The following is a 26,064-nucleotide window of genomic DNA, read 5'->3' on the forward strand; positions in this document are numbered from 1 at the left end:
ATTTCTAAAAGCAGTGCATCTTGTGGCATGAAGCACACAAGATAAACACATGAAATAACTAGAAAAAATTTTAAAAAATTTCCATATTTATTTAAACTTATAGCCATTTTCTTAAATCCCGTCTTAGAGCTTTAAAGAATACAATCCAAAATATACCATATTGGAAAGGGCTTTTGTATTTTTTTACTTGATTCTTATTATTTTTACTTCTTCTGTATAAATTTTTTCTTTCAAGAAATCATTAAGCCTAGTCAGATCCTTAAAGATCCTAGCTTTATCTTTTTCTCGTCTTGTTGTTAAAGTCCAAACCTTTTGGCCTGACCATGCCAGTTTTGCTGTGATAAAAAATCCACCCTCAAATTCATTAATAATTAACTCTTTAATAAATCCTTGTTTATTAGATTCCTCTAGCACCACCTCTGAAATAGAAAAATCAGGATCAATATTTATAAAATCAGTCATCCATAAAACCTTTTAAAGCACCCATAACAAAGGTGCATTATCATCAGTTTAGGTAATCTTGGTAAAGTTTTTTTAAATAATTTAAAGAAATTTTAAATATTTTAGCTAAATTCTGCTTTAGTCATGACTAAAAACCTCGATGCTTGGATAAAAGCTGCAGCGTTTATCCAGGCATCTATATTACCTATCTAATCCAGATCCATAGCACATATATCAGAGCAAAGTGTCTACTTTGCGAACTGACGCAATCAGTTAAATTTTCCCTTCCCTGATTACCGTTGATTTTCAAGTGAGCTTTAAAAAGCTGTGCTTTTTAAATGGCGACCGCAGAAAATAAACTGCTCCCATTTGATCTAGTAGCGGGATTTAAATAGTACATAGTACATAATATGAGGTTATTAAAAGGGTTATAACCCCACGTTAAAACATACTATTGCAATGCTACTTCTCATAAATGGCGACCCGATATAAGTAGTAAATTATTTAAAAAGGACTTAATATCCACCTGTGGACATTTATTAAATGGGATAAGTTATGACTGAAGAACTAGGAACAGAAACAGAAGGAAAGGTATTAGATCGCAGAAAAAGATATAGAAAAAAGCCTACTACCAAAACTCCACTTTCAGTTTATTTCAATATGGATGTTCCTGAAGATGTTGAAGCACTGGAAGCCTTAGAATATTTAAAAGATATTTATGGCGGGGAAAAACACGGAAAAAGTGTAGCAGTCAAAGAAGTTTTAAGAATTTTCTATAAACAATTACAAGAAAAAAAAGCCTGATTAAATCAGGCTTTTTTCTTGCAAAAACTTAGGACTTTTTAACTGTAGTGACTAACTTGTCATCTACATACAGATAAACTCTTTTATTATGTGTATAAGATGAAATTTTAGGTTGTCCTTCTCCACCTCCAACAGATCCGTCTTGATTACTGCTGACGAATGAACAGTGAGGAAAGCCTTTACCTTTAGCCAGATCTTTTTTTACGTCACTAATTGTAGACTGACATTCAGAAACATTAAGACCGCCAGCAAAGCACATAAAAGCACGACAGCCATAATTTTCATCTTTAGCTGCAACTAAGGCAGATGCACTAGCTAAAGTTAAACCTAAAATAAATTTTTTATACACAAGTAGTCACTCTATTTAGATGAGTTTTCCAGTACGAATAACTTGCCTTCAAAGTTTAGAGATATTGTTTTGGCATTGCTGCACATTGAACAAATCTCTTGAATCAAGAAGGGTAAATTCCGTGTGAATCGAATTTTTCCTGATGCAGTATGAATGATGTGATCAACATCATTTACTTTAACAGTCACAAAATATTGGAACTGCTCGTTCATACCAATTTCAACACCATAGTTATTGGCGTTGAAGTCATCGACTGTTTTCAAGTCATTCATCGTTAAAGCCATTTCTGCAAGATCCCTAGTTTTTAAAAGTGAAGTGCGGATTCTTACAAAATATAATTAATTTAAAAATGTAACTGAAGTGTAACTGTGTGTAAAAGACACAAAAACATCAATTATTTTTAAACGCTTTTAATATATATCAAAAAGTTTAAAACTTTAATGAATAATTTAAAACTTTTGTAAAAAGTTTGTATATATCAAAGCTCATATTTTTTTTAGATCCCTTCCCTTTTTGTCATGTAAATATCACTTTAATAATCTTCTAAACATTTCTAAAAACTTTTTAAAAAAAACTAGAATCGGGTTTAAAAAGAGTTTAAATAGAGTTTAGGAGTGTTTAGAACAGTTTAAGAGCCTTAATTTCTTTTTGTAAAACATAAGTTTACAAGCCTATAACTATACGTTTTGTCGCTATAACTATACGTTTTGTCGCTATAACTATACGTTTTGTCGCTATAACTATACGTTTTGTCGCTACAACTATACGTTTTGTCACATACCTATACGTTTTGTCGCAAATAATCCACAGACTTATCAACAGTATACAAAAAATGGCTAAATTATTCTTAAAAATCAGTAATTAATTAGGTGTTTAGCTCTAACTTATTATATTTTTGCGTATTTTTTAGCCTTAATCCATGCTGCAATCTCAAAACTATACGTTTTGTCGCAACTTCCCCGCATAACTATACGTTTTGTCGCAAACCTGCGATTATGCGTACTGGATACGATTATATATATTTTTCAGGAATTAACTAGATTCTTAACAATCTGATAAGTTGTTGTTTTATATAAATAATTATATTGAAGAACGATTTTTATTTTTTGGTGCTAAAAAAGATATTTGTATAGGCTTAAAATCATAACTATACGTTTTGTCGCAGCGTAAGTTATTGATATTTATATAATAGTTATAAATATTCAAAATTGAATATTTTTTAACTGGTTTTTGTGTTAAAAATAGCCATACGTTTTGTCGCAGCGTAACTAATTGAAATAAAAGAAAATACTTAAACAGGAAAAACATTTATTTTATTTATACTACTACAGGGTTATAAAGTAATTTTACTGATTTTTAATAAATATATATTTTAAAAACAATATCTTATAAACTTAATTAATAACTATACTTGATAAATATACTTGTATAGTTATAATGATTTCAAAAGGAATAACGGATTTACAAAAAAATGCAGAAAATTATTGGCTCACAAGGCTTAGAGGACTATACACAATCTAATACAAGGGCAAAATTGACCGATTTAGTTGTGACCCGCAATGATTTTCCTACTGCCAGATATAGCATTGATCTCAATCTTGAGAAGCTTATGTACTGTGCAATGATCATCGTGAGAAAGAATGAGCTTAAAAATAAGACCTCAATTACTCATGACGACTTCATTTATGTGAGCAGCGAAAACTTTGGAGAATTGACCTCCCCAATGGCTAGAAAGGAAGTGCTTACTGCAACAGATAAACGTGAAATTCAGCGAAATGCTGAAACTGCTTTAAAACGTATTTATACAAAATTTGATAACCCAACTATGTTGGTTAAAGATGGGGAATCTGACGAACCTGCTAAAGTTCCGATGATGACTTATTGCCATTATGACAAAGCAACTAAATGTATTAAGGTTAGATTCGCAAAAGAATTTTTTGAGTATTTCTATGATCTAGTTAAGAAAGTAGATGAAAAAACTAAGTCATTTAGTAGCCATGAACTGAAGCATATTATCTTATTTAATTCGAGCTATTCCCTTCGTTTGTATCGGATCTTAATGAGCTATATGTGGCGTACATCAGAGGTCACTATTGATCTGGAAGAATTAAGATGGATGCTTGAATGTGAGGATAAATATAAAGAGTTGGCCAATTTTAAAAACCGTGTTTTGAATGTGGCTCAGGATGAAATTAACGAACTTAGCAATATTAATGTCAGTTTTGAGAACGTAAAAAACGGAAAGGAAGTAGTTGCTATTAAGTTTATTTTTAGCATGAAAACTGAATATAAAGAGCAAGGACACATCAAATTTATAGATAAAATGAAAAAGGGCTATCTGGCTGCTGCAATTCCATTTAGTGATGATGGATCACACTTTAAAGCACCTGATCGTATTAAGCATTTCAAACCACCAGTAAAGGTATCTCCAAAACAAATCAGCACCTTAGTAAATTGCAAAGAATTTTTAAATGATTACGGATATTTCTTAGGTAATCTAGACGAGGATACTTCTAAGGTAATCATGAGAACTCTATTAACTGAAAAGTTAGATAAGCTTAATGCTCATAAGCCGATAGATATGGATTATTACTTCTGGTTACAGGCAAAACGAGGGATTATCACCAATAGCAATAATGATAACAAGAACGATCAGGACACAGACAATCAGGACACGGACGATCAGGATTAATATCTAAAAAGCATACCCCCCATATTGTCTTAAACAGACTTCGCTAATTTAAGACAATATGGTGGTTCAATTTAAAACCTTCAAAAATTCTTATTAATCTATATAAAAAGTATCTTTTCTATTCGCATCCAAATATTAAAATTTAATAATTAGCTAATTGATACCTTAGTCATGACTAAAAGTTTACGTTTAGCCTAAGTGGAATATTTTGCCATTTTTTTAGAATTTCAATTTACAACCATATAATAAAAACAATAACTTAATGTTTCCCAGGATTTGGCCAAACCTGTAATATTTTGCCAATAAATCTAGCTGATTAGTTTTTAAATATTTAGTTTTTGCCTTACTTACCTCCTACATTTTTTAGTTTTCTATGCTATCTGGTCGCCACCCATGCGGGCTGGCTTTAGGTATCCCGTTTTAGATCAAATGGGAGCAGTTGCGGTGCTGCGGTCAGCTCGACAAAATCACAGATTTTGTCGGCTTCGCTTGCCCCTTGCAATGGTAATCAGGGAAGGGAAAATTTAACTGATTGCACCAGTTCGCAAAGTAGACACTTTGCTCTGATATAACCTCTAGGGATCTTAACTAAACATTATTTTATTTCTTAGTCATGACTAAGTTATTTCTTGAATGTCCACAGGTGGACTGATATAATGATTTTTATCAGGACGCATCGGGCGACCTGAAATAAAACAGGTATTTAGTTATGAATCAGGATTTAGTTTTAGTCTATACATTAAAGAAATCTGAAGTTGAATCAGTCCATTTTTTTGGTTACTTAGACAATCTTAATGATCAATATGTTTGCTGTCTTACTAAAAAGAATGTAGGTCAATTAATACTAGAATTACAAAACAGTTATGGAGAAAGCTTTGCTGCTGCTTCAGTTATGACTGAAAAAGATTTCTTTCAGAAAGAGAATAACTATTTAGAACCGATTGAAATTTCACTAACTGAATATGATGAAAAGTTTAATATCCTTCCCCCTGCCCGCACGTATGGAGGTTTTAACTTTGAAATGTTCATGCTGCCCGAACAGTTGGGAGGTGGGCTATTCTCACACTTTTTAGTGACCTTTGAGCCATACACTAAAAAACGCCTTAAAGCGTATAGAGTGACAGCTTATAGGAATGATCCATTCCATAAAATTTTTAATTCTTGTCCAATTTAAAAGAGATCCCCGAAAGGGGATTTTTTTATACATTCTTAGTCATGACTAAGGGAAAAAAGGTTGTTCATCTTGTGTGTTTTAAGCTCGTTTTAGGGTGTTTGTGTGTTTAATGTGGGGTAACTAGACATAGGGTAAAAAAAGGCTATCAGCAGCCTAAGAAACGCAAATATAAGCATTAGAAAAGCAGACCAGACAAAATACTTAAATAGCTATTTTTTATGAATTTATATCATTTAAAAAAATTAGTCATGACTAAGTTTTTGCTTGAATGTCCACGGGTGGACTGATATAATGATTTTATCAGGACGCATCGGGCGACCTGAAATAAAACAGGTATTTAAACATGAAACATTTTTCATCAGTTACATCATTAGACGAGTTAAAACTTCAGTACAAAAAACTAGCTTTTAAAAATCATCCTGATCGTGGCGGTAAAACCGAAGTTATGCAGGAGATTAACAGCGAATATGAACAGCTTTTAAATCGCATTATTAATGAAGCTTCAAAAGATCAGTATCAAGATAGTTCCGAAAATGGGCGTGGTTTCTGGTCAAGCCGTTCAGAACACTCTGAAGTTGAGAAAAAAGTAAAACAGGCTATTGATGCAATTATCAATCTGGATGGTTTAGATATTGAAATTATTGGCGTTTGGGTTTGGGTTTCTGGTGATACTAAGCAGCACAAAGACAAATTAAAAGAAGCGGGTTTTGTATGGAATCGAGTGCAATGTAAATGGGTTTTCATTGGTAAAAAATCAAATGGTCGAGGTCGAATGACTTTAGATCAAATGCGAGAGTTACACGGCAGCCAGAAAGTTAAAAAAACCAGAATGGCAGAAGAAAGACAACTTTTAACCGCTTAATGAATAAGTCCCCGAAAGGGGGCTTTTTTTATCAATTCTCTTAGTCATGACTAAGTTTTTGCTTGAATGTCCACAGGTGGACTGATATAATGATTTTTATCAGGACGCATCGGGCGACCTGAAATAAAACAGGAATTAATTATGCGAGCTTCAATAGTTGCAATCTTTACAAACTATCCTACAGGTAAACTGGTTCATTTTTGCGGTCATGAGGTTTTAACTGGATCTAACAATAATATTTGGTTTCCAATCTTTGATGAAAAAACACTATTTCAAGAAATTGAAAAAATCATGATTAGTTGCCGAGTAGCCCACAATGTTACTCATATTGAAAGAATCAGAAGGGGAGATAATGAAAACGGTTATTTTGAAGATTACAGAATTACTTATAACTTAGCCGTTTAAGCTAGACCTCCCACAATGGGAGGTTTTTTTTGGTGGCGATTTTTTTGGTTTTTAGCTTGCCTAAAAAACATAAAAAATTGTCTATCTGTTCTGCTTTATATACGCTCATTTTGGCCTGTTCAGGTCGGTGCTAGGATAACCTAGCTTCATATATAAAAAAGGCAGTCAGCAGCCTAAGAATCGCAAATAAGAGCATCTGAAAAGCGGTTTAGCCAGGTATTAAAACGGATATTTTTCTACTCAATTTTCCCTATAAAAAATTAGTCATGACTAAGCTTTTGCTTGAATGTCCACAGGTGGACTGATATAATGACTTTATCAGGACGCATCGGGCGACCTGAAATAAAACAGGTAAAAATCATGGAACAATACATTTCAGTTTACACACGTCAGCAAGCCATTGAAGATGGTTTTTTAGTTGCAATCAATTCTCTTAGTCCTAAATTAGATGGACTGGCAAAAGAACATTATAAGCATCCTATCTGTTTCACTTCTGCGCTTTGGGCGGTAGTTGATAAGGCGGTAAAAAATGAAAAATGGCTTAATGACTTAGAGGGCGTTATTCATGACATTTTATGGATGAGCCGAGCATATAAGACACACCTAAGCCCTAGTGCGGTACGTTTTACTGTGATTATCACAGGCGCAGGTCGCAAGAGAAATCATATTTTAGAATTGCACGTTCATGGTGGAGATCAAGGAGAGCCAGTCATAACAATCGGTTATCCTGAAGATTTTTAATTTACGTCCTCCCTTTATGGGAGGATTTTTTTATGATAAAAAACTTAGTCATGACTAAGAAAATGCTTGCAATGTCCACAGGTGGACGTTAGAATATACAGCATAAGGACGCAATAGGGCGACCCTTAATAAGCCATTAAACTAGGTGAAATATGAAAAAAGTTGTTGCTTCAAATCAAAAGGGCGGTGTGGGTAAATCTGCAATCATTTGCCAGTATGCACACTATTTAAATTCTTTGGGCTTGCGTGTATTAGTCATTGATCTAGACCACCAGAAGAACACTACAAAAGCATTGATTACTGGCGGGGCTGTGACTGTAGCTAATGTATCTGCATTCGACATGCTGACCAAAGAAGATCAAACTATTTCAAATCCTGAAGCCTTTACTTTGGTACAAGCAACACCAGAATTAACAGCTATTGAAAAAAATGGCACTTTGCATAACAACTTTGCCACCAATTACCAGAAGTTTTTAAAATCAGTTGATTCTTTATTTGATGTTTGCCTGATTGATACCAATCCAAATCCCGACATTCGCCAAGTAGCTTCATTAATTGTTAGTGACTATGTTTTAAGTCCAATTCAATTGAATCAGGAAGCTATTGACGGCATCGGTGGATTACTCAAGCAGATCCAAGCGATTAATCAAAAGCTAAACCCAAATTTAAAATTAATCGGCATCCTTCCGAATATTGTTGAACCAACTCCATTTCAGAAAGACAACCTAAAAGCTATTGTTCAGCATTTTTCAAAGTACCTGATCAAAAACTCAGACGGTAGCTATGCCTTCGTTAAAAAAACGACTGCAATCGCTGAAGCGCAAGCGCAAGGCATACCTACAAATAAATTGGGTAAAACTAGCGGTTTTACCGCATGGGCTGAATTAAAAACAGTTTTTGAAAGCATTAACAAGTTTATGGAGATTTAAGGAATGTTAGATTTATCAGCTTTGGAAGGTATTGATCTAGGTAATTCTGCACCAGTAGCAGACGGAACACCTAAACAGATTCCACTTACAGATATTCTTGAAGATCCAGATCAGCCGCGTGTTGAGTTTCCAGAAGATCAGATGCAAAAAATGGTCGAATCAATCAAGGCTCGTGGAGTTAAAACACCAATTAGTGTTAAACCCCACCCAACAGAACAAGGCAAGTGGATCATCAATTATGGAGCTAGACGTTTTAGAGCTTCAGTGATGGCTGGCAAGGAAACTATCCCTGCTTTTGTTGATAATGATCATGATGATTATGATCAAGTCATGGAGAATAAAGAACGCCTTAACCATTCACCTATTGAGCTTGCACTTTTCATCCAAAAGAAAATTAAGCAAGGTGAGAAGAAAAACGTAATCGCTAAAAAGTTAAATGAAGATCCTGTTTTCATTTCTACTCACTTAGCTTTAGTAGATATGCCAGAATGCTTATCTAAGGCTTATGATGCAGGTTTTAAATCTCCAAAGACTTTGTATGACTTACGCAAACTTTGGGAATCCTTCCCTGAAGAAGTAAACGCTTGGGTGGATGAATCTTTAGAGAATGGTCAGGACATTATCAGATCTAGAGTTCAGGCTTTATCTAAAAAGTTAAAAGAACCTAAGCAAGCTGAAGTGACTGAAGTAGATCAAGAACCACAGGCGCAAGAAAGCCAAGAGCAAACCGCCATTATTGATGATAATGAATCTTTCAATTTTGAGGGGGATGATCAAGCTGAAGCGACTGAAGAACCAGAAGAACCAGAAGTTAAAAAACTGATGGATCAATCGAATCAGAAAGAGCAGCCAGAAGCTAAAGAAGAAGATCCAGACAAAATCAAAAAACCGCTTTTAGTTGTTATTCATGACGGCCGACAAGCGAACCTGATGCTAAATAAAAAGCCTACTTCTTTGGGTTTTGCATGGATCAAATACGAAGATGGAACAGAGGTATCTGTAGATTGCAGCAGCCTTGAAATCGAGTATTTACAAGAAGCCTAAACCTATCAATTGAAAAAGACCTTGCTTATGCAAGGTTTTTTTTTGGGCGGGTTATCCCGACCACCTAGCTTGATTACCCTTAGTCATGACTAAGGAGAAAAGAGGGAAAAAAGAAGGTATATAATCTAGGGCAGGATAGGCAGCAGCCGTTAAAATTGCCATTTTGTCACCCAGTTGATAAAATGGGATAAGCAAAATATCACTTTGCTTATGGAATTATTCATGACTAAAGACAATAAAATCTTTTTCAGAGTTGATCGGGCAGTGCTTGATTGGTGGGAGGCAAAGTGTGAAAAACAGGGAATTAAGAAAGGCGCACCTTTCCAAAAAGCGTTAGAACTTTCTTATCAAAAAGAGAATGATCCAGAATATTCAGGACAAGATTTTTCCTTGAATCTTGAAAAGGACTTAGCCGAAAAAATCTATCAGTTAGCTAAGTTTGAAGAAGTAGATCCAGACAACCTGCTCAAAAAAATGATCAAGGAAAAGTTATCTGAAATAGAAAAAACGCAAGACGTTATAGATGTATTTGAAAAAACATCACGCAAAGAATTACGGCTTAAACCAAGTTTGATGAAAGCCATTAATGAAAAAGCAGCACAGGTCGGTATGAAACCGAATCAATATATCATTTCGGTTTTAACAGCTAATGTCACAAAAGATTCAATATTCTTTAGCCAGGAAGAAGCTCTTAAACTTGGCGAATCAAATAGTCAGCTTTTGGCGATTGGTAGAAACCTAAACCAAATGGCTAAGAATATGAATCAGGGTATTTATGAGTCTTACGATAGAGAATTTGTCGAGCGAGTGCATCAGCTAGTAAAAGCTCAAGTTAGGCATGTTTTCACTCTATTAGAGCGCAATAAAAAGAGGTGGGAATAATGGCTAACGGAAGCAGTAAGACTACCAGAGAAGTGCAAAGCACTTTGCTTGCTCATGGTGAGCAGCTACTTAACGGATCTAAAGTTAAGCGTGTTAATCAGACCCAAAGTTTAGATACTTTTTTAAATGATCTGTCTAAGCCTAAAAATGGATCTGGCCATTCAGCTAAATCAGCCCCTAAATCATCTCCAAATAGCGTTAAGGCAACTTTAAATAGAATCAGTAAAAAGACCCCTGAAGTAATGGTCAAGGTTACTGGTGGAGGTAATTCTATGGGGAAGGTGAAAGCCCACATGGGATATATCACACGGAATGGGCAATTAGAGGGAATTGATCAGGACGGAAATAAAGTTAATGGTAAGGATGATATAGAAGATACTGCTGAAGATTGGCAAATGTCAGGTACACCTATTTCTGATGAAGAATCTAAATATAAGCAGGCTTTTAATATTGTGTTATCTATGCCGAAAGGTACGGATGAAAAAGGCGTTTATGATGCTGCAAAAGAATTTGCAGAGGAACATTTTAAAGACCATAAATATATGCTGGTGCAGCATACCTTTACCAATGACCCTTCAAAAGATCCAAGTGAAAACCCGCATGTGCATGTTGTTGTTAAAGCTGTTTCTGAAAAAGGTGATCGGTTAAATATTAGGAAGGCTGACCTTCAGGAATGGCGAGAAAGTTTTGCTGAAAAATTAAGATCTAGAGGGATTGAAGCGAATGCGACAAAACGTATAGCTAGGCTTCAAAAAAATAGAAGTGATAAGCAGTCAGTTAAACAAATGAAAGAGCAGGGCAAATCGTTTAAGCGATATGGTAAAAATAAGGCCAGTCCAGAACGTGTCCAGAAAGCTAAACAGCAAGAAAAAGAAGCATTGACGCATTACAAGGAAATTACTAAAGCTCTATCACAGTCACCAGATCCGCAAGATAGAAAACTAGCAGTTGATCTAGTGGACTATTTACGGAAACAGGTAGAAGTTAAAAAACCAATGTCACAGCCACAGATTCAACCTAATAAGCTAGATCTTCAACACGGAAAGAACAAGGGGAAAGAGCAAGACCGTTAATAATATAAGGGAAGGATAAGGCGCAATACTGTGCTTTAGTGCCCTTTAAAAATCCTTAATTTTCTGAGCGGGCATACCTAATTTGAACATCCTATTAAGCTCAGAAATTGCATATTTTAAATCTTTTTCAGGTATATGCTTAACATCAAAATATTCAATTTGGCCAAACCTAGCTTTATATAATGCAATTCGTTCTATTCTGTGTCGTTGCATCTGCACTGTTGACGACATAATTCGATCCATTAAATAGAATAAGTAATACGATGTGATTTGCATACTGTCTTTAATCATAAATCCATGATTTTTTGTACTTTTATAGTCATATAGTGTTTCATCAATACAAATATCTGCATCTATCCCACCTAGTGCAACACGGATATTTGCAGAATATCTGGGATTGTATGTGATCAGACTATCAGGCTTAATAAGACCATTCTTAATGAATACATTATCAAAATTTTTGACTAGGGAAGATATATCTTCGTAAACCACTTTCTCCGTTGGTTTTAGTATGTCTTTCTTTGTTGCTACTGGTAGAAATCCAGATCGCCATAGATTTTCTAATTTAGCCAAAAGAATAATTCCACCAATAAATTCTTCATTTAGTTCTAAATCGTTTGATTTATTAGCTAGTAGAAAATCTATGTGATTTTGAATTTTTTTATACAATACCAAAATGCTTTTGTTTTTAGTTTCCTCTAGAAAGCTGATAATTTTAGGTTGCTCAAATTCCTTAGCACTCAATTCAGTATTCGTGTAGTACGCACAAATTATTTTAGATAAGTAGTCAAATGCTGTACCAACCAAGCCTGAATCATAACTACTCGTTAATTTATGTTCACTCATAACTTCATAATTAGTAAAAGGAGGAATACCACTGTAAGTTTTGAAATCTTTTTTTTGGGGTGCGACACTTTTTATAATTTCTTTTACTTCTTTGCACTTAGGATCTGATGATTTCAGTATCGACATTAAAGACATATTTTATACTCTTTATCCATACAGTTACTATTCAAAAAATTTTAAAGATACTAAAGACTAGATTGAAAAATCTAAGTTTTTATTCTTTCTAATGCAAATTGAATCTTTTCTTTGGGGCAGTACTGCTTTTGGGAAAATTTTTCCATTACAGCCGACCCAATAATTTTTTTATCTGCATTAAAGAAAAATATCTCTAAGTCATAAGGTACATTGACCATATTAAAACAGGTATAAATCGGCTTTTTCCACGTAAAAACTAAAGGCTTTAATGAAGGATTTTCTTTAAAACCTATTTCTTGATCATGCTCCCTATATAGGTACAGAGCCGTTAATTTTTTTCCATTAAAGCTAAACGTCTTTACTTCTTTATCTTGATCAAAGTAAGGGTTATAAACCTGTTTAAAGGCCATAACAGACACTACTATTAAAAGAGCTATAAACGCTGCATATTTTAATTTCAATTCCTGTTATTCCTTTTAGCCAGGTGGCAAGTCACATGCAAAAAAATTATCTTAGTCATGACTAATTATTTAACACTCATAAGTTGATCCCATTTAAAGTAATTGGGAGACAGCTTATTACGTGACATATTCCAATTTCTATCAGGTAGCATACTGGCACCTAATCCTATTTTTCTCTTACCAAATTTATTCTGTATATCATCGAGTGAATCCATAAGTTTATTACTTGATTCTATCTTGTTCATGTCCGTGAATAAGTCATAAATATGTGTGGCTTTAGGTTCAAGACAAGTGAGGATAACTCCACATTTTTTAAATCCAATATTCTTCTGGTATAGCTGATCAACCATTGAGGTAGCAATTTTAGAAAGTAATAAACTATTGTCTGATGGATCGGGTAAAGCGTAAGACAAAGATTTATTATAAAAAGGCTCAGAAGTATCAAATGGATTAGATTGAACAAAACTAATAATACAGCCACATAGTAAATTTTCACTTCTTAAACGACTTACGGCATCCTGAACATAAAGCGTAATCGCTTCTTTAAGATCCTCACAGCTATAAACTTTCTGGCCAAAGGAACGGCTTGCTATTATTTGTTTTTTTGCTTTAGGACTTTGCTCAATTTCAATGCAAGAAATTCCCTGTAATTCTAATAGAGTTCTGTGTATGACTACAGAGAATTGATCTCTAATCATTAAGGGTGCAGCACAAACAAAATCTAGAACTGTATTAATGCTTAGGCTATTCAGCTTTTTAGTATGCTTTCTACCAATACCCCATACTTCACTAACTTCTATAGATTGATATAAGCCCTCAATCGAACAATAGTCCATTGAAACAAGGTTACATACACCATTTAAATAACTATTCTTTTTAGCGATATGATTAGCCAATTTTGCTTCTGTTTTAGTCCGCCCAATTCCAATACAGGCCGGTAAACAGAGATGGATCCGTAAATTTGAACAACTCCTATAAGTGATATTCTGCTCCTCAAATGATGTTATAAACATCAATATATGGAGTATTTTATGGCACGTAGACCAAGAAGAAATCATTCAAATGATTTTAAAGCTAAGGTAGCACTTGCTGCGATTAAAGCAGAAAAAACACTTGCTGAATTGAGTGCTGAGTTTGATGTTCATCAAAACCAAATTATTGACTGGAAAAATCAATTGATCTCAGCTTCCTCGCAAGCTTTCGATCAATCAAAAGCTCCAACAGAACCACCCATCGATCTAAAAAAACTACATGCAAAAATCGGTGAGCAGGCATTAGAAATTGATTTTTTAGAAGGTGTGTTGAAGAAACTGGGCCGCTTCAACCACAAAAGTTAATCGACGACTCACTTCAGATTTCAGTATCTAAGCAAGCTAAGCTGCTGAAAGTCTCCCGTGGTTGTTATTACTATCGCCCAAAACCTGTGAGTGCATCAGATCTGAAGCTGATGCGATGTATTGATGAATTACATATGCAATATCCTTTTGCAGGCAGTCGTATGATGCGTGATTTGTTGAATCGTCAAGGACATCATATAGGACGACGTCATACACGTACTTTAATGAAGAAAATGGGTATTCAGGCGTTATATTGCAAACCAAATTTAAGCCAGGCTAATCAAGCTCACCGTAAATATCCATATCTGCTCAAAGGATTGGCTATTCAGCGCAGTAATCAAGTGTGGTCTACGGATATAACGTATATCCCTATGGCAAAAGGCTTTGTTTATTTATGTGCTGTGATTGATTGGCATAGCCGCAAGGTACTTGCGCATAGAGTATCGATTAGTATGGAGGTGGATTTTTGTATTTCGGCTTTAAATGAAGCGATTGAAAAATATGGTCGACCTGAAATATTTAATACAGACCAAGGCAGCCAGTTTACCAGTGATGCATTTATTGATGTATTGAAATCAAATGGCATTCAAATCAGTATGGATGGTAAAGGTCGATGGGTAGATAATGTGATGGTTGAACGATTATGGCGGAGCGTTAAATATGAAGAGGTGTATCTCAAAGCTTATAGCAGTGTCACAGATGCGAAAAAGCAATTAAGTGCATATTTTGAGTTTTATAATTTGAAACGACCTCATTCGAGTCTAGACAAAATGACACCAAATGAGTTTTACTATGATCAGCTACCCCAACAAAACAAGGTGGCTTAACTAGAGCGGAATATCACTTATAAATACGCTTTTAGTTGTTCAAACAAGTGGGACCACCTCTCTCGCATTTGCGGGGTTTTTAATGCTGAATAAAAGGAAAACTTGATGGAATTGCCCAATATTATTCAACAATTTATTGGAAACAGCGTTTTAGAGCCAAATAAAATTGGTCAGTCGCCATCGGATGTTTATTCTTTTAATCGAAATAATGAAACTTTTTTTCTTAAGCGATCTAGCACTTTATATACAGAGACCACATACAGTGTCTCTCGCGAAGCGAAAATGTTGAGTTGGCTCTCTGAGAAATTAAAGGTGCCTGAACTCATCATGACTTTTCAGGATGAGCAGTTTGAATTAATGATCACTAAAGCGATCAATGCAAAACCAATTTCAGCGCTTTTTTTAACAGACCAAGAATTGCTTGCTATCTATAAGGAGGCACTCAATCTGTTAAATTCAGTTGCTATTATTGATTGTCCATTTATTTCAAACATTGATCATCGGTTAAAAGAGTCAAAATTTTTTATTGATAACCAACTCCTTGACGATATAGATCAAGATGATTTTGACGCTGAATTATGGGGAGACCATAGAACTTACCTAAGTCTATGGAATGAGTTAACTGAGACTCGTGTTGAAGAAAGATTGGTTTTTTCTCATGGCGATATCACGGATAGTAATATTTTTATAGATAAATTCAATGAAATTTACTTTTTAGATCTTGGCCGTGCTGGGTTAGCTGATGAATTTGTAGATATATCCTTTGTTGAACGTTGCCTAAGAGAGGATGCCTCGGAGGAAACTGCTAAAATATTTTTAAAGCATTTAAAAAATGATAGACCTGACAAAAGGAATTATTTTTTAAAACTTGATGAATTGAATTGATTCTAAGCATTATCTAAAAATACTTAATTGTCTTTTAACGTCGCTAAATTTTAAATAAATAAGTGAAGAGTGTTAGTGGAGCCACTGATTTAAAGTTGGCAGAGTAAAACTTGAAGTGCGACATAAACCACCTAATTAATTTAAAGGGTTTATGGAGTATATAAAATTGTCATACCATCATCTTAACTTTGAAGATCGTACTGCATTAATGCTTGAGTCAAGAAAAGAAGGCTTTTCAGCCAGAAAATTTGCTGAACTCATTAAAAGACATCCTAGTACGATCTATCGTGAGCTTAAAAGAAATAGCATCAATGACGTTTATCAAGCTCGATATGCTTCTGATAACACCTTCGCTAGACGTAGACGTGGTCACAGAAAACTCAAAATCGATTCAATCCTCTGGAAATTTATTGTTGAAGCGATCCGTTGTTTATGGTCTCCTCAGCAAATAGCAAAGCGTTTAAAGACATTTCCTGATTTGGATCAAACAATGAATGTAAGCCATACAACGATTTATTCAACGATACGAGCATTACCAAAGGGTGAGTTGAAAAAAGACTTATTATCCTGTCTACGTCATGAAAATAAAAAGCGAAAAGCTAACGGTGAACCTAAAAAAGATTCTATATTACAGGATATTAAAACTATTCATGAGCGCCCAGCCGAAGTTCAAGAAAGAAAAATACCGGGTCATTGGGAAGCTGATTTAATTAAAGGTAAAGACAATAAAAGTTCGATAGCAACACTTATTGAACGAAATACACGGCTCTGTATCTTGGCAACATTACCTGATGCAAAGGCAGAATCAGTGCGCAAGGCTTTAACTGAAGCTCTGAAATATTTACCTGCAGAACTGCGTAAAACGTTGACCTATGACCGTGGACGTGAGATGTCAGAACATAAAATACTCGAAGAAGATTTAGGCATAGATGTATATTTCTGTGACCCACATTCACCCTGGCAAAAAGGCACATGCGAAAATATGAATGGTTTAATTAGGCAATATTTACCTAAAGGGATTGATTTAAATCAGGCAGATCAGCATTATTTAAATCAAGTTGCCATGTCACTGAATACTCGTCCTAGAAAGGCGTTAGATTGGCTTACACCATTAGAGAAATTTGCTCAGCTTGTTGATTATCATATGGCTTTTGAAACTGTCGCACCTCATGTTTGAATTCGCCCCATATTTTTGCTACAGTGAACCAAATTAAGATCATCTATTTACTAGGCCTCGCATTTGCGGGGTTTTTAATGCTGAATAAAAGGAAAACTTGATGGAATTGCCCAATATTATGCACCCGGTCGCGAAGCTGAGCACCGCATTAGCCGCTGCATTGATGCTGAGCGGGTGCATGCCCGGTGAAATCCGCCCGACGATTGGCCAGCAAATGGAAACTGGCGACCAACGGTTTGGCGATCTGGTTTTCCGCCAGCTCGCACCGAATGTCTGGCAGCACACTTCCTATCTCGACATGCCGGGTTTCGGGGCAGTCGCTTCCAACGGTTTGATCGTCAGGGATGGCGGCCGCGTGCTGGTGGTCGATACCGCCTGGACCGATGACCAGACCGCCCAGATCCTCAACTGGATCAAGCAGGAGATCAACCTGCCGGTCGCGCTGGCGGTGGTGACTCACGCGCATCAGGACAAGATGGGCGGTATGGACGCGCTGCATGCGGCGGGGATTGCGACTTATGCCAATGCGTTGTCGAACCAGCTTGCCCCGCAAGAGGGGATGGTTGCGGCGCAACACAGCCTGACTTTCGCCGCCAATGGCTGGGTCGAACCAGCAACCGCGCCCAACTTTGGCCCGCTCAAGGTATTTTACCCCGGCCCCGGCCACACCAGTGACAATATCACCGTTGGGATCGACGGCACCGACATCGCTTTTGGTGGCTGCCTGATCAAGGACAGCAAGGCCAAGTCGCTCGGCAATCTCGGTGATGCCGACACTGAGCACTACGCCGCGTCAGCGCGCGCGTTTGGTGCGGCGTTCCCCAAGGCCAGCATGATCGTGATGAGCCATTCCGCCCCCGATAGCCGCGCCGCAATCACTCATACGGCCCGCATGGCCGACAAGCTGCGCTGAGCCATGGCTGACCACGTCACCCCCAATCTGCCATCGCGCGATTTCGATGTGACAGAGGCGTTTTATGCGAAGCTGGGCTTTGCGACGAGTTGGAAGGATCGCGGCTGGATGATCCTGCAGCGCGGCGGTTTGCAGCTCGAATTCTTCCCCTATCCTGACCTCGACCCAGCTACGAGCTCGTTCGGCTGTTGCCTGCGGTTGGATGATCTCGATGCCATGGTGGCATTGGTGAACGCGGCGGGAGCCGAGGAAAAAAGCACCGGCTGGCCGCGCTTCAAAGCTCCGCAACTGGAGGCGAGCGGCCTGAGGATCGGCTACCTGATCGATCCCGACTGCACGCTGGTGCGGCTGATCCAGAACCCCGACTGACCGCATGCCCGCGAAAATCAAGATTTGCGGGATCAGCACACCCGAGGCGCTCGATGCGACCATCGCGGCGCGGGCGGACTATGCCGGGTTGGTGTTCTATCCAGCGTCGCCCCGTGCGGAGAGATGGATCCGTAAATTTGAACAACTCCTATAAGTGATATTCTGCTCCTCAAATGATGTTATAAACATCAATATATGGAGTATTTTATGGCACGTAGACCAAGAAGAAATCATTCAAATGATTTTAAAGCTAAGGTAGCACTTGCTGCGATTAAAGCAGAAAAAACACTTGCTGAATTGAGTGCTGAGTTTGATGTTCATCAAAACCAAATTATTGACTGGAAAAATCAATTGATCTCAGCTTCCTCGCAAGCTTTCGATCAATCAAAAGCTCCAACAGAACCACCCATCGATCTAAAAAAACTACATGCAAAAATCGGTGAGCAGGCATTAGAAATTGATTTTTTAGAAGGTGTGTTGAAGAAACTGGGCCGCTTCAACCACAAAAGTTAATCGACGACTCACTTCAGATTTCAGTATCTAAGCAAGCTAAGCTGCTGAAAGTCTCCCGTGGTTGTTATTACTATCGCCCAAAACCTGTGAGTGCATCAGATCTGAAGCTGATGCGATGTATTGATGAATTACATATGCAATATCCTTTTGCAGGCAGTCGTATGATGCGTGATTTGTTGAATCGTCAAGGACATCATATAGGACGACGTCATACACGTACTTTAATGAAGAAAATGGGTATTCAGGCGTTATATTGCAAACCAAATTTAAGCCAGGCTAATCAAGCTCACCGTAAATATCCATATCTGCTCAAAGGATTGGCTATTCAGCGCAGTAATCAAGTGTGGTCTACGGATATAACGTATATCCCTATGGCAAAAGGCTTTGTTTATTTATGTGCTGTGATTGATTGGCATAGCCGCAAGGTACTTGCGCATAGAGTATCGATTAGTATGGAGGTGGATTTTTGTATTTCGGCTTTAAATGAAGCGATTGAAAAATATGGTCGACCTGAAATATTTAATACAGACCAAGGCAGCCAGTTTACCAGTGATGCATTTATTGATGTATTGAAATCAAATGGCATTCAAATCAGTATGGATGGTAAAGGTCGATGGGTAGATAATGTGATGGTTGAACGATTATGGCGGAGCGTTAAATATGAAGAGGTGTATCTCAAAGCTTATAGCAGTGTCACAGATGCGAAAAAGCAATTAAGTGCATATTTTGAGTTTTATAATTTGAAACGACCTCATTCGAGTCTAGACAAAATGACACCAAATGAGTTTTACTATGATCAGCTACCCCAACAAAACAAGGTGGCTTAACTAGAGCGGAATATCACTTATAAATACGCTTTTAGTTGTTCAAACAAGTGGGACCACCTCTAACCTAGCCAACGTGAGAGCCGATCCAGAATTAAATGAGCATACGCAGTTAGATCATAATTTGAAGCATAAGCAGTTAGATCTAAAAAGCATTCATCAATCGAATAAATTTCTTGTTCTTGAGGTGTAACAAATTCAGCTAGGACTTTTATAAATCTACGGGACATTTCCGCATATAGAGCATAATTACTCGAAAGGACTGTAATGTTGTGCTGCTCTATAAGATCCTTGAGTTGAAATACAGGTACACCCATCTTTATGCCTAAGTCTTTAGCTTCTTGTGAACGAGCCACAGTACAACCGTCATTATTAGATAATACGATTACTGGTTTATTATTCAGGCTTGGATTAAAGACACGTTCACAACTTACATAACAGTTATTAATGTCTACCAAAGCAAAGATCTTATTTTGATTTTCCATGTAGATTAGACCAATAGGATTAGATTATTTATGTTTCCTAAATGGCTTAATGACAAAGGTCACTACACCCCATATTAATAATTCTTGGCAATCATTAAGGTGAATGTCGTCATAATCTGGATTTTCAGCTTTAAGCCAACACTTATCACCTTCAACCATTAACCGTTTAACGGTGAACTCATTGTCAATTAAGGCAATAACAATATCTTCGTGTTTAGCTTCAAGACTACGATCCACTAGAAGCTCATCATCAATTTCAATGCCTGCGTCACGCATGGAAAGAGAAGCAACTTTGACAACAAATGTTGTAGCTTCATTTTTCACAAGGTGTTCATTCATATCTAAAGTTTTATCAATATAATCCTGTGCGGGAGAGGGGAAACCAGCGGCCACTTTTTCAGAAGCCAAAGGAATACGTTTAAATGTTGTAGGATTAATTAAGGTAATAGAAGCTACATCATTGAAAGTAGGCTTTTTATTGCCCGCTAAGAAATTTTTAATCTCTACAATACGCGATACTGGTACACGAATAGTCTTAGTCGGTTCATCATAAATGGTCTTTCTTCCTGCACCTTCCCTATAACCACCTTTTGTTTTTGCATTCATAAAAGCCCTCTTTGATTTTGTGACAAAATCAAATATTAAGCTTTAAATTATTGGAAAAACAATATAAAAATGATAAATGGTCATAAAAAATTTTCTAATAACAACTTAAATACGTATTGTAACGGCTCAAATAAAATGAATAGGATCTTCTAAAAGGAGTTATTTATATAGTGAGCTAGATGCATGCTTCGGATAAGAGTTGCTATTTTAAATAAAAAAACTTTTAGATATAGCTACAAATAATTGATTGAATAGCAATCAATTAAATTTAATTTCTTAAAATTATATTTTACCTTAGATGAAATTTATGTAACCTATGTAACATAACAGATATCATATAGGTTACATCATGGCAAAAGGTGAATCAGGACGTATAGTTCTGGAAGTAGACCCCGAATTAAAGAAAGCTCTTTACTCGATCTTAGCTCATAAACAGCAAACGTTGAAAGACTGGTTCACTGATAAAGCGCATAAGCATATAGAGGAAAATAAGCCAGAACTTATTAAAAGCTTTTTGAAGGAACGTAATGAAATTTAAAGTAGATCAGACCACTCAAAAATTACGTGGCGGTTATTATACTCCTCAAAATTTGGCAGATTTTGTTTCTAAATGGGTATTGGAAAAGCAGCCTAAATCGGTGCTTGAACCAAGTTGTGGTGATGGAGTATTTATTCAAGCTTTACACAACAACAAGTGTGACAAAAATATAGAACTGTCATGTTTTGAATTGCTTGATACTGAAGTTCAAAAAGCATCTAACCTGTGTACAGAATTAGGATTCAAGAATGCTAGTGTTACATCTGGCGATTTTTTAGTATGGGCGAATGATCAACTTGATAAAAAAATTGAATTATTTGATGCAGTTATAGGTAATCCTCCTTTCATTAGATATCAGTTTTTAGAAAAGTCATTTCAGGAACAGGCAGAACTTGTTTTTAAAAAACTAGATCAAAAATTTACTAAACACACGAATGCTTGGGTTCCTTTCTTATTATCAACGCTTGCTCTATTAAACAAGGGTGGGCGTATGGCTATGGTTATTCCATCTGAGATAATTAATGTAATGCATGCTCAGTCTTTGCGTAGCTATATGGGTGAAATTTGTTCAAAGATATTGATCATAGATCCAAAAGAAATCTGGTTTGAAAATACTCTGCAAGGTGCTGTAATTATCATGGCAGAGAAAAAAACCGATATCAGCATACCATCTGAGGGTGTTGGTATTCTTAGTGTCGAAGGTTCTGAGTTTTTGGAAAAAAGTCCTGAGGTATTATTCAATGAAACATTAGGAATTAATGGTGAAACAGTAGAGGGTAAATGGACTAAAGCAGTCTTAAATAAAAGTGAAATTTCATTAATTAATAAGATTATTAGTCATGAATCAGTTCACAAATTTAAAACTATAGCTACAGTAGATGTTGGTATTGTAACTGGAGCTAATAAATTCTTCTTAGTAGACAACGAAACCGTAGAGACATACAACCTTTCAGCTTATGCTCATCCAATGTTTGGTAAAAGCCAACATTGTCCAGGTATTTTATATGATGAAAATCAGCATAAATCAAACCAGTTAAACAACCTTCCAACAAACTTTTTGTATATTGAATCTGATTACAATGAACTTCCTTTAAGTGTTCAGAATTATATACAACTTGGAGAGCAGGAAAAGCTCAATGAACGGTATAAGTGTCGTATACGAAAGCCTTGGTATAAAGTTCCATCAATTTATAGTACAGAGATTGGGATGCTAAAGCGCTGTCATGAGGCCCCTAGACTAATTTTGAATAGCGTCGGAGCTTATACGACTGATACGGCCTATCGTATTACATCTAGTTTCACAAATGCTGAAAATTTAGTTTGTAGCTTCTTAAACCCGTTAACTGCTATCACAGCAGAATTAGAAGGTAGATATTATGGTGGAGGTGTGTTGGAGCTTGTTCCTTCTGAAATTGAGAAGCTATATATACCTGTAATTGATGATTATAAACATGATCCTGATACTCTGAACCAATTAGTAAAGGATGGAAAAGTTGAGGAAGTTATTAGAAACCAAGGCGAAGCCATTTTCACTAAATTAGGGTTCTCTAAACAAGATAATGAAGAGCTTATGAAAATCTGGCAAAAATTGCGTGATCGTCGTATGCGTAAATAAAATTACATATTTGCGTGTTGTATAGTTAAAATTTATCTATTGGCAGATAATTTATATAATATGAAGTAGGGAGGAAATTTATTTCCTCCCTACTTCTTTGTTAGAGTGAGCTATATAGTTCGTTCACATTTGGTATATTTTTATCAAAATCACCTAAGTCGAAAAGAATTTTAAGCAGGTCATTCATTTCTAAAACCATAGCATCAAATTGTCTTTTTAACGTGACTCTTGAACGGTTGTCTGCTTTGGAAAGATCTGTGTATAGCTTATTCATTTTTGCTTGCAGACTAGCTATCTGATCATGCTTCTCTTTTTCCGACTGATTTTCGAAATCAATTATAGGAATAGGCATACGAGTCTGTACTTTCGTTCCACGAGCAATAAATCCACCTCTAAATACTTCGCCATAAACTGATGCAAACCATTCTAAATACTTAGATGATAGAAGAGCTTGTATATAATAAATTGAGTATGGACTATGTTCAGGCACATTAATAATACTATATCCGGCAGTCCCTCCAGAAGAAACAAAAGTTCGATGATTATCTATAGAGTATTTGTAGCCATTTGATAAAACTCCTACAATAATTTTCTGAGGAACATCACAATTTTCGAGTGCTTGGCTACGTCCATATCTATACCATTCATTGGATGTCGTAGGATCTGGTTTTATAGAACGTTTGTCGTTATCAAGATGTTCTTTCACTAGATGGAGAAAGTCGAACATTTTTGGATATGTAGTCCTTAGCTCTTCGTATTCTACAAAAACAATATGATTACTTACTTTCTTATATGGATAAATCACAAAAGCATTAGGCTCAACATCTTTATATGTGTAAAAGTGATCATCACCTGAGCGTTGAGTTTCAAAGTAAGGTCTCGTAAGCTCCTTTTCTACGTGGTAAATACTGCCTTGGTACTCAAAGTAAATATACCCATCTTCGGTTTTAATTTCCTTATGAATGTAATATTCGTTAGCACTTGTCTGTATACCGTTAGCAATTGCTTTTTTACCTAAAATATTACCTAAAGGTTGAGAGTTTCTATACATTAGTTCTAGAATTTGATTTATTTCATTTTCTAAAATCCATGTATCTGCATCAAGATTAGCAATTTCATAGGTACTAGTATTTACAACGTCTTCATCCCGAGCTAGCCATTTTTTAAAGTCTTTCACTTCGTAAAAAGAAAACTCAGTTTGTTGTGATTTTTTTAAAAATAACAAACAAGTATAAGTCGTCTTATTTTTAAAAACTTGGTTTGCACCAAATGAAATTAACTTACAAAGAGATTTACTATCTACTAGTAGTTGTCGCAAGTTTTTACCTGCACCTACTTTTACAAATTTTGATGGTAGGATATAACCTAGATAACCATTGTCTTTAAGTAACTGTAATGACCGCTCAACAAAAAGAAAATACTTATCAAACTGCTTAAATGCTGATTTATATTTCTTTTTATATAGTGGTAGTTCTAAAGGAGTGAGCTGCTTCATATGCTCAGTTGCCATATAAGGCGGATTACCTACGATTACATCAAATTTAAGATCAATATTGAAGGGATTAATCGCTAAAACGTCAGTACTCTTTACATTATCTGTTAGTTCTATCAAGCTATTACCAAACAAAATATTTTCATCAGTCTTCGGTAAAATTGGAATATCTGATGTAATAGTTTCTTTTGATTCACCTTCAAGAAGTTTTAATAGTAATCCAAACGAACATGCTTTTACAGCATTAAAATCCTTATCGATTCCATAAATACAATTATTTAAAATCTCCTTTTTAACTGGAAACTTTAATTTGAAACTGTGTTCAGTAAGTTGTTGCAATTTCGAACGATCATGTTCGATGTAATAATCGATTAGTATATCTTGTATGACCTGAAATATTTCTAGAAGAAATGCTCCTGAACCACAAGCAATATCTGCAAATTTTGAGTTTAATATTTGTTTATCTGTTTTGCCCTGACAGAACTCTATAACAGTATTTCGTATTATCTCTTTTATAATGTGTGTAGGGGTTGTGACGACATCTCTATCAAGGTGTTCCGCCTTGGGCTTAATTTCGATTTTCCCATATTGATTGAGACGAATCTTTTCACTTAAAAATACTTCATAAATATTTCCTAAAATATCTGAAGAAAATACCGAAAATGAATAAGTACTTTGAGGGAAATATAGTTGCTCAATAATAGTCCAAATATATGATTCTTGGTTATTTATCAGTTGATTGATATATGATAAGGAAAATAATCCTGAGTTATACTTTTTATCGGAAAATTTTAATTTATCAACTAGTGACTTAAAATCTTTGTTTTTGGCAAAGTGATAAAGTGTCTCATAGTCTTCTAACTCTCTATCTTCACAAACTCGAAGAAAAACAATACTGTTTATATAGTCCTGAGTTAGATCATTAAGCTGTTCTTCATTTAATTCTGGTTTTATAGAAATAAAATCATTCGCCAACATTACCCGCCAATTATTGATTTGCTGTAGAAATAAATCGTCTACACTAAAACGAGATATCTTACTTTCAATATCTGACCATTCTGTTTCAAATTGGCCCGAGTAAACGCTTTCTCTCCCAATTAATTTCTTAATTTCATCAAAGTTATCGACAAGTTCTGTGTAATGGTAAAGCTTGATTCGAGAAGTTGATGCTAAATCACTTTCAGAAACAGGGTTCGAACAGTCATATATCGCTATATATTCAAAATTGGTAAGGACTGAAATTTTCAACTTTGCAGTAAATCCGTAGCGACGGACTTGTTTTGCTGGTTCAGGATCGATATCAATATGAACACTTGGTTTTTTAGCTTCTACAAAAAATTTACGCTCTGAAAAGAGACGAAAGGTATAGTCTGGCTTTTTTGTATTTTCATTAGACTTAAATCGAATTCCTTCTTCAACCAAAACCTCACGTTCATGAGTACTTTTTCTAGTAACATTGGTTATATCCCAGCCTAAAATGGCAAAAAATTGATCAATAAAATCAGTACGTAGTTGAGTTTCATTATATCGAGTAGAACGGTAAAATTCGATATCCTGATTATATCTCTCAATTAGACCTTTTAAATTTCCTAAGCTATTCATTATGTTATCTAAGTTTTTAAATCAAAGACTATAATATTACAAT

General features: G+C 35.7%; 25 protein-coding genes and 2 pseudogenes. 18 read left to right on the top strand and 9 right to left on the bottom strand.

The features are described 5' to 3' along the window. Window positions 1-183 precede the first annotated feature (183 nt). Window positions 184-462 carry a hypothetical protein gene (locus tag ACNS8M_RS14055; RefSeq protein ID WP_005248732.1) on the bottom strand — a complete coding sequence of 93 codons (279 nt, stop codon included), beginning with the start codon at window positions 460-462 and terminating at the stop codon, window positions 184-186. Window positions 463-996: 534 nt separating this feature from the next. Between ACNS8M_RS14055 and ACNS8M_RS14060 the strand changes: the two genes are divergently transcribed. Beyond that, window positions 997-1,245, top strand: coding sequence for a hypothetical protein (locus tag ACNS8M_RS14060; RefSeq protein WP_034129461.1), 249 nt, complete (start codon window positions 997-999; stop codon window positions 1,243-1,245). Between the two features lie 28 nt (window positions 1,246-1,273). On the opposite strand, the gene ACNS8M_RS14065 is transcribed toward ACNS8M_RS14060, so the two are convergent. Together ACNS8M_RS14065 and ACNS8M_RS14070 are read right to left on the bottom strand one after the other, a co-directional pair. Then, a complete protein-coding gene (locus ACNS8M_RS14065; protein ID WP_005248735.1) occupies window positions 1,274-1,594 on the bottom strand; it encodes a hypothetical protein in 321 nt (106 codons plus the stop codon). A gap of 11 nt (window positions 1,595-1,605) precedes the next feature. Continuing rightward, window positions 1,606-1,878, bottom strand: coding sequence for a hypothetical protein (locus ACNS8M_RS14070; protein ID WP_026444499.1), 273 nt, complete (start codon window positions 1,876-1,878; stop codon window positions 1,606-1,608). A 1,187-nt stretch (window positions 1,879-3,065) separates the two neighbouring features. Between ACNS8M_RS14070 and ACNS8M_RS14075 the strand changes: the two genes are divergently transcribed. The 9 genes from ACNS8M_RS14075 (at window position 3,066) to ACNS8M_RS14115 (ending at window position 11,396) form a co-directional block, all read left to right on the top strand. Next, a complete protein-coding gene (locus ACNS8M_RS14075) occupies window positions 3,066-4,286 on the top strand; it encodes a replication initiation protein (RefSeq protein ID WP_111818450.1) in 1,221 nt (406 codons plus the stop codon). Window positions 4,287-4,995: 709 nt separating this feature from the next. After that, on the top strand, window positions 4,996-5,460 hold the full coding sequence (locus tag ACNS8M_RS14080; RefSeq protein ID WP_015060285.1) for a hypothetical protein: 465 nt from the start codon (window positions 4,996-4,998) through the stop codon (window positions 5,458-5,460). A 343-nt stretch (window positions 5,461-5,803) separates the two neighbouring features. Continuing rightward, on the top strand, window positions 5,804-6,322 hold the full coding sequence (locus tag ACNS8M_RS14085; protein WP_015060286.1) for a J domain-containing protein: 519 nt from the start codon (window positions 5,804-5,806) through the stop codon (window positions 6,320-6,322). A 141-nt stretch (window positions 6,323-6,463) separates the two neighbouring features. Continuing rightward, entirely contained in the window at window positions 6,464-6,727 is a 264-nt protein-coding gene (locus tag ACNS8M_RS14090; RefSeq protein WP_034594172.1) for a hypothetical protein, read from the top strand. Between the two features lie 309 nt (window positions 6,728-7,036). Next, a complete protein-coding gene (locus tag ACNS8M_RS14095) occupies window positions 7,037-7,468 on the top strand; it encodes a DUF6573 family protein (RefSeq protein WP_227539197.1) in 432 nt (143 codons plus the stop codon). A 152-nt stretch (window positions 7,469-7,620) separates the two neighbouring features. After that, window positions 7,621-8,397: a ParA family protein gene (locus ACNS8M_RS14100; protein WP_015060288.1), complete on the top strand. Its 777-nt coding sequence runs from the start codon at window positions 7,621-7,623 to the stop codon at window positions 8,395-8,397. 3 nt (window positions 8,398-8,400) lie between these two features. Then, on the top strand, window positions 8,401-9,441 hold the full coding sequence (locus ACNS8M_RS14105) for a ParB/RepB/Spo0J family partition protein (RefSeq protein ID WP_111818449.1): 1,041 nt from the start codon (window positions 8,401-8,403) through the stop codon (window positions 9,439-9,441). A 222-nt stretch (window positions 9,442-9,663) separates the two neighbouring features. Next, entirely contained in the window at window positions 9,664-10,323 is a 660-nt protein-coding gene (locus tag ACNS8M_RS14110) for a plasmid mobilization protein (RefSeq protein ID WP_111818448.1), read from the top strand. Further along, window positions 10,323-11,396 (top strand): relaxase/mobilization nuclease domain-containing protein, encoded by a 1,074-nt coding sequence (locus tag ACNS8M_RS14115; protein ID WP_111034392.1) that lies wholly within the window; start codon window positions 10,323-10,325, stop codon window positions 11,394-11,396. Before ACNS8M_RS14110 ends, ACNS8M_RS14115 begins: the two co-directional genes overlap by 1 nt. Window positions 11,397-11,441: 45 nt before the next feature. Here the strand turns inward: ACNS8M_RS14115 and ACNS8M_RS14120 are convergent, their stop codons facing one another. From ACNS8M_RS14120 to ACNS8M_RS14130, 3 genes and pseudogenes are all read right to left on the bottom strand, one after another. Then, window positions 11,442-12,377: a hypothetical protein gene (locus ACNS8M_RS14120; RefSeq protein ID WP_111034391.1), complete on the bottom strand. Its 936-nt coding sequence runs from the start codon at window positions 12,375-12,377 to the stop codon at window positions 11,442-11,444. A gap of 71 nt (window positions 12,378-12,448) precedes the next feature. Next, window positions 12,449-12,787, bottom strand: a complete 339-nt coding sequence (locus ACNS8M_RS14125) for a DUF192 domain-containing protein (RefSeq protein ID WP_111034405.1) — start codon at window positions 12,785-12,787, stop codon at window positions 12,449-12,451. 116 nt (window positions 12,788-12,903) lie between these two features. Beyond that, window positions 12,904-13,785: pseudogene (locus ACNS8M_RS14130) on the bottom strand (DUF4113 domain-containing protein); the annotation flags it as partial. A gap of 84 nt (window positions 13,786-13,869) precedes the next feature. Here ACNS8M_RS14130 and ACNS8M_RS14135 point away from each other — a divergent pair. From ACNS8M_RS14135 to ACNS8M_RS14160, 6 genes are all read left to right on the top strand, one after another. Next, a protein-coding gene (locus ACNS8M_RS14135; RefSeq protein WP_223155595.1) for an IS3-like element ISAba14 family transposase occupies window positions 13,870-15,002 on the top strand; the annotation gives its coding sequence in 2 pieces (ribosomal slippage) (window positions 13,870-14,122 and window positions 14,122-15,002; 1,134 coding nt in all). Between the two features lie 105 nt (window positions 15,003-15,107). After that, the gene (locus tag ACNS8M_RS14140; protein WP_014386410.1) at window positions 15,108-15,887 is read left to right on the top strand and encodes an APH(3')-VI family aminoglycoside O-phosphotransferase; all 780 of its coding nucleotides are present in this window, start codon (window positions 15,108-15,110) and stop codon (window positions 15,885-15,887) included. Window positions 15,888-16,038: 151 nt separating this feature from the next. Next, on the top strand, window positions 16,039-17,064 hold the full coding sequence (locus tag ACNS8M_RS14145; protein WP_004994718.1) for an IS30-like element ISAba125 family transposase: 1,026 nt from the start codon (window positions 16,039-16,041) through the stop codon (window positions 17,062-17,064). Between the two features lie 100 nt (window positions 17,065-17,164). Further along, window positions 17,165-17,977: a subclass B1 metallo-beta-lactamase NDM-1 gene (locus ACNS8M_RS14150; protein WP_004201164.1), complete on the top strand. Its 813-nt coding sequence runs from the start codon at window positions 17,165-17,167 to the stop codon at window positions 17,975-17,977. 3 nt (window positions 17,978-17,980) lie between these two features. Then, window positions 17,981-18,346, top strand: a complete 366-nt coding sequence (gene ble, locus ACNS8M_RS14155; RefSeq protein ID WP_004201167.1) for a bleomycin binding protein Ble-MBL — start codon at window positions 17,981-17,983, stop codon at window positions 18,344-18,346. A 207-nt stretch (window positions 18,347-18,553) separates the two neighbouring features. Next, window positions 18,554-19,686, top strand: a protein-coding gene (locus ACNS8M_RS14160; protein WP_223155595.1) for an IS3-like element ISAba14 family transposase whose coding sequence is annotated in 2 segments (ribosomal slippage) — window positions 18,554-18,806 and window positions 18,806-19,686 — 1,134 coding nt in all. Because the reading frame shifts where the segments join, the coding sequence is not laid out codon by codon here. 62 nt (window positions 19,687-19,748) lie between these two features. On the opposite strand, the pseudogene ACNS8M_RS14165 reads toward ACNS8M_RS14160, so the two are convergent. Then, a pseudogene (locus ACNS8M_RS14165) lies at window positions 19,749-20,168 on the bottom strand (DNA-directed DNA polymerase); the annotation flags it as partial. Window positions 20,169-20,192: 24 nt separating this feature from the next. After that, window positions 20,193-20,774 carry a LexA family protein gene (locus ACNS8M_RS14170; protein ID WP_000992281.1) on the bottom strand — a complete coding sequence of 194 codons (582 nt, stop codon included), beginning with the start codon at window positions 20,772-20,774 and terminating at the stop codon, window positions 20,193-20,195. 349 nt (window positions 20,775-21,123) lie between these two features. Here ACNS8M_RS14170 and ACNS8M_RS14175 point away from each other — a divergent pair, with 349 nt between their 5' ends. Together ACNS8M_RS14175 and ACNS8M_RS14180 are read left to right on the top strand one after the other, a co-directional pair. Further along, entirely contained in the window at window positions 21,124-21,312 is a 189-nt protein-coding gene (locus ACNS8M_RS14175) for a hypothetical protein (protein ID WP_001051769.1), read from the top strand. After that, window positions 21,302-22,927: an N-6 DNA methylase gene (locus ACNS8M_RS14180; RefSeq protein WP_000669794.1), complete on the top strand. Its 1,626-nt coding sequence runs from the start codon at window positions 21,302-21,304 to the stop codon at window positions 22,925-22,927. Before ACNS8M_RS14175 ends, ACNS8M_RS14180 begins: the two co-directional genes overlap by 11 nt. Before the next feature lie 100 nt (window positions 22,928-23,027). On the opposite strand, the gene ACNS8M_RS14185 is transcribed toward ACNS8M_RS14180, so the two are convergent. Further along, window positions 23,028-26,021, bottom strand: a complete 2,994-nt coding sequence (locus tag ACNS8M_RS14185) for an Eco57I restriction-modification methylase domain-containing protein (protein WP_046267519.1) — start codon at window positions 26,019-26,021, stop codon at window positions 23,028-23,030. Window positions 26,022-26,064 lie beyond the last annotated feature (43 nt).

It is taken from the genome of Acinetobacter sp. A2, assembly GCF_048537555.1.
Classification (GTDB): Bacteria; Pseudomonadota; Gammaproteobacteria; order Pseudomonadales; family Moraxellaceae; genus Acinetobacter.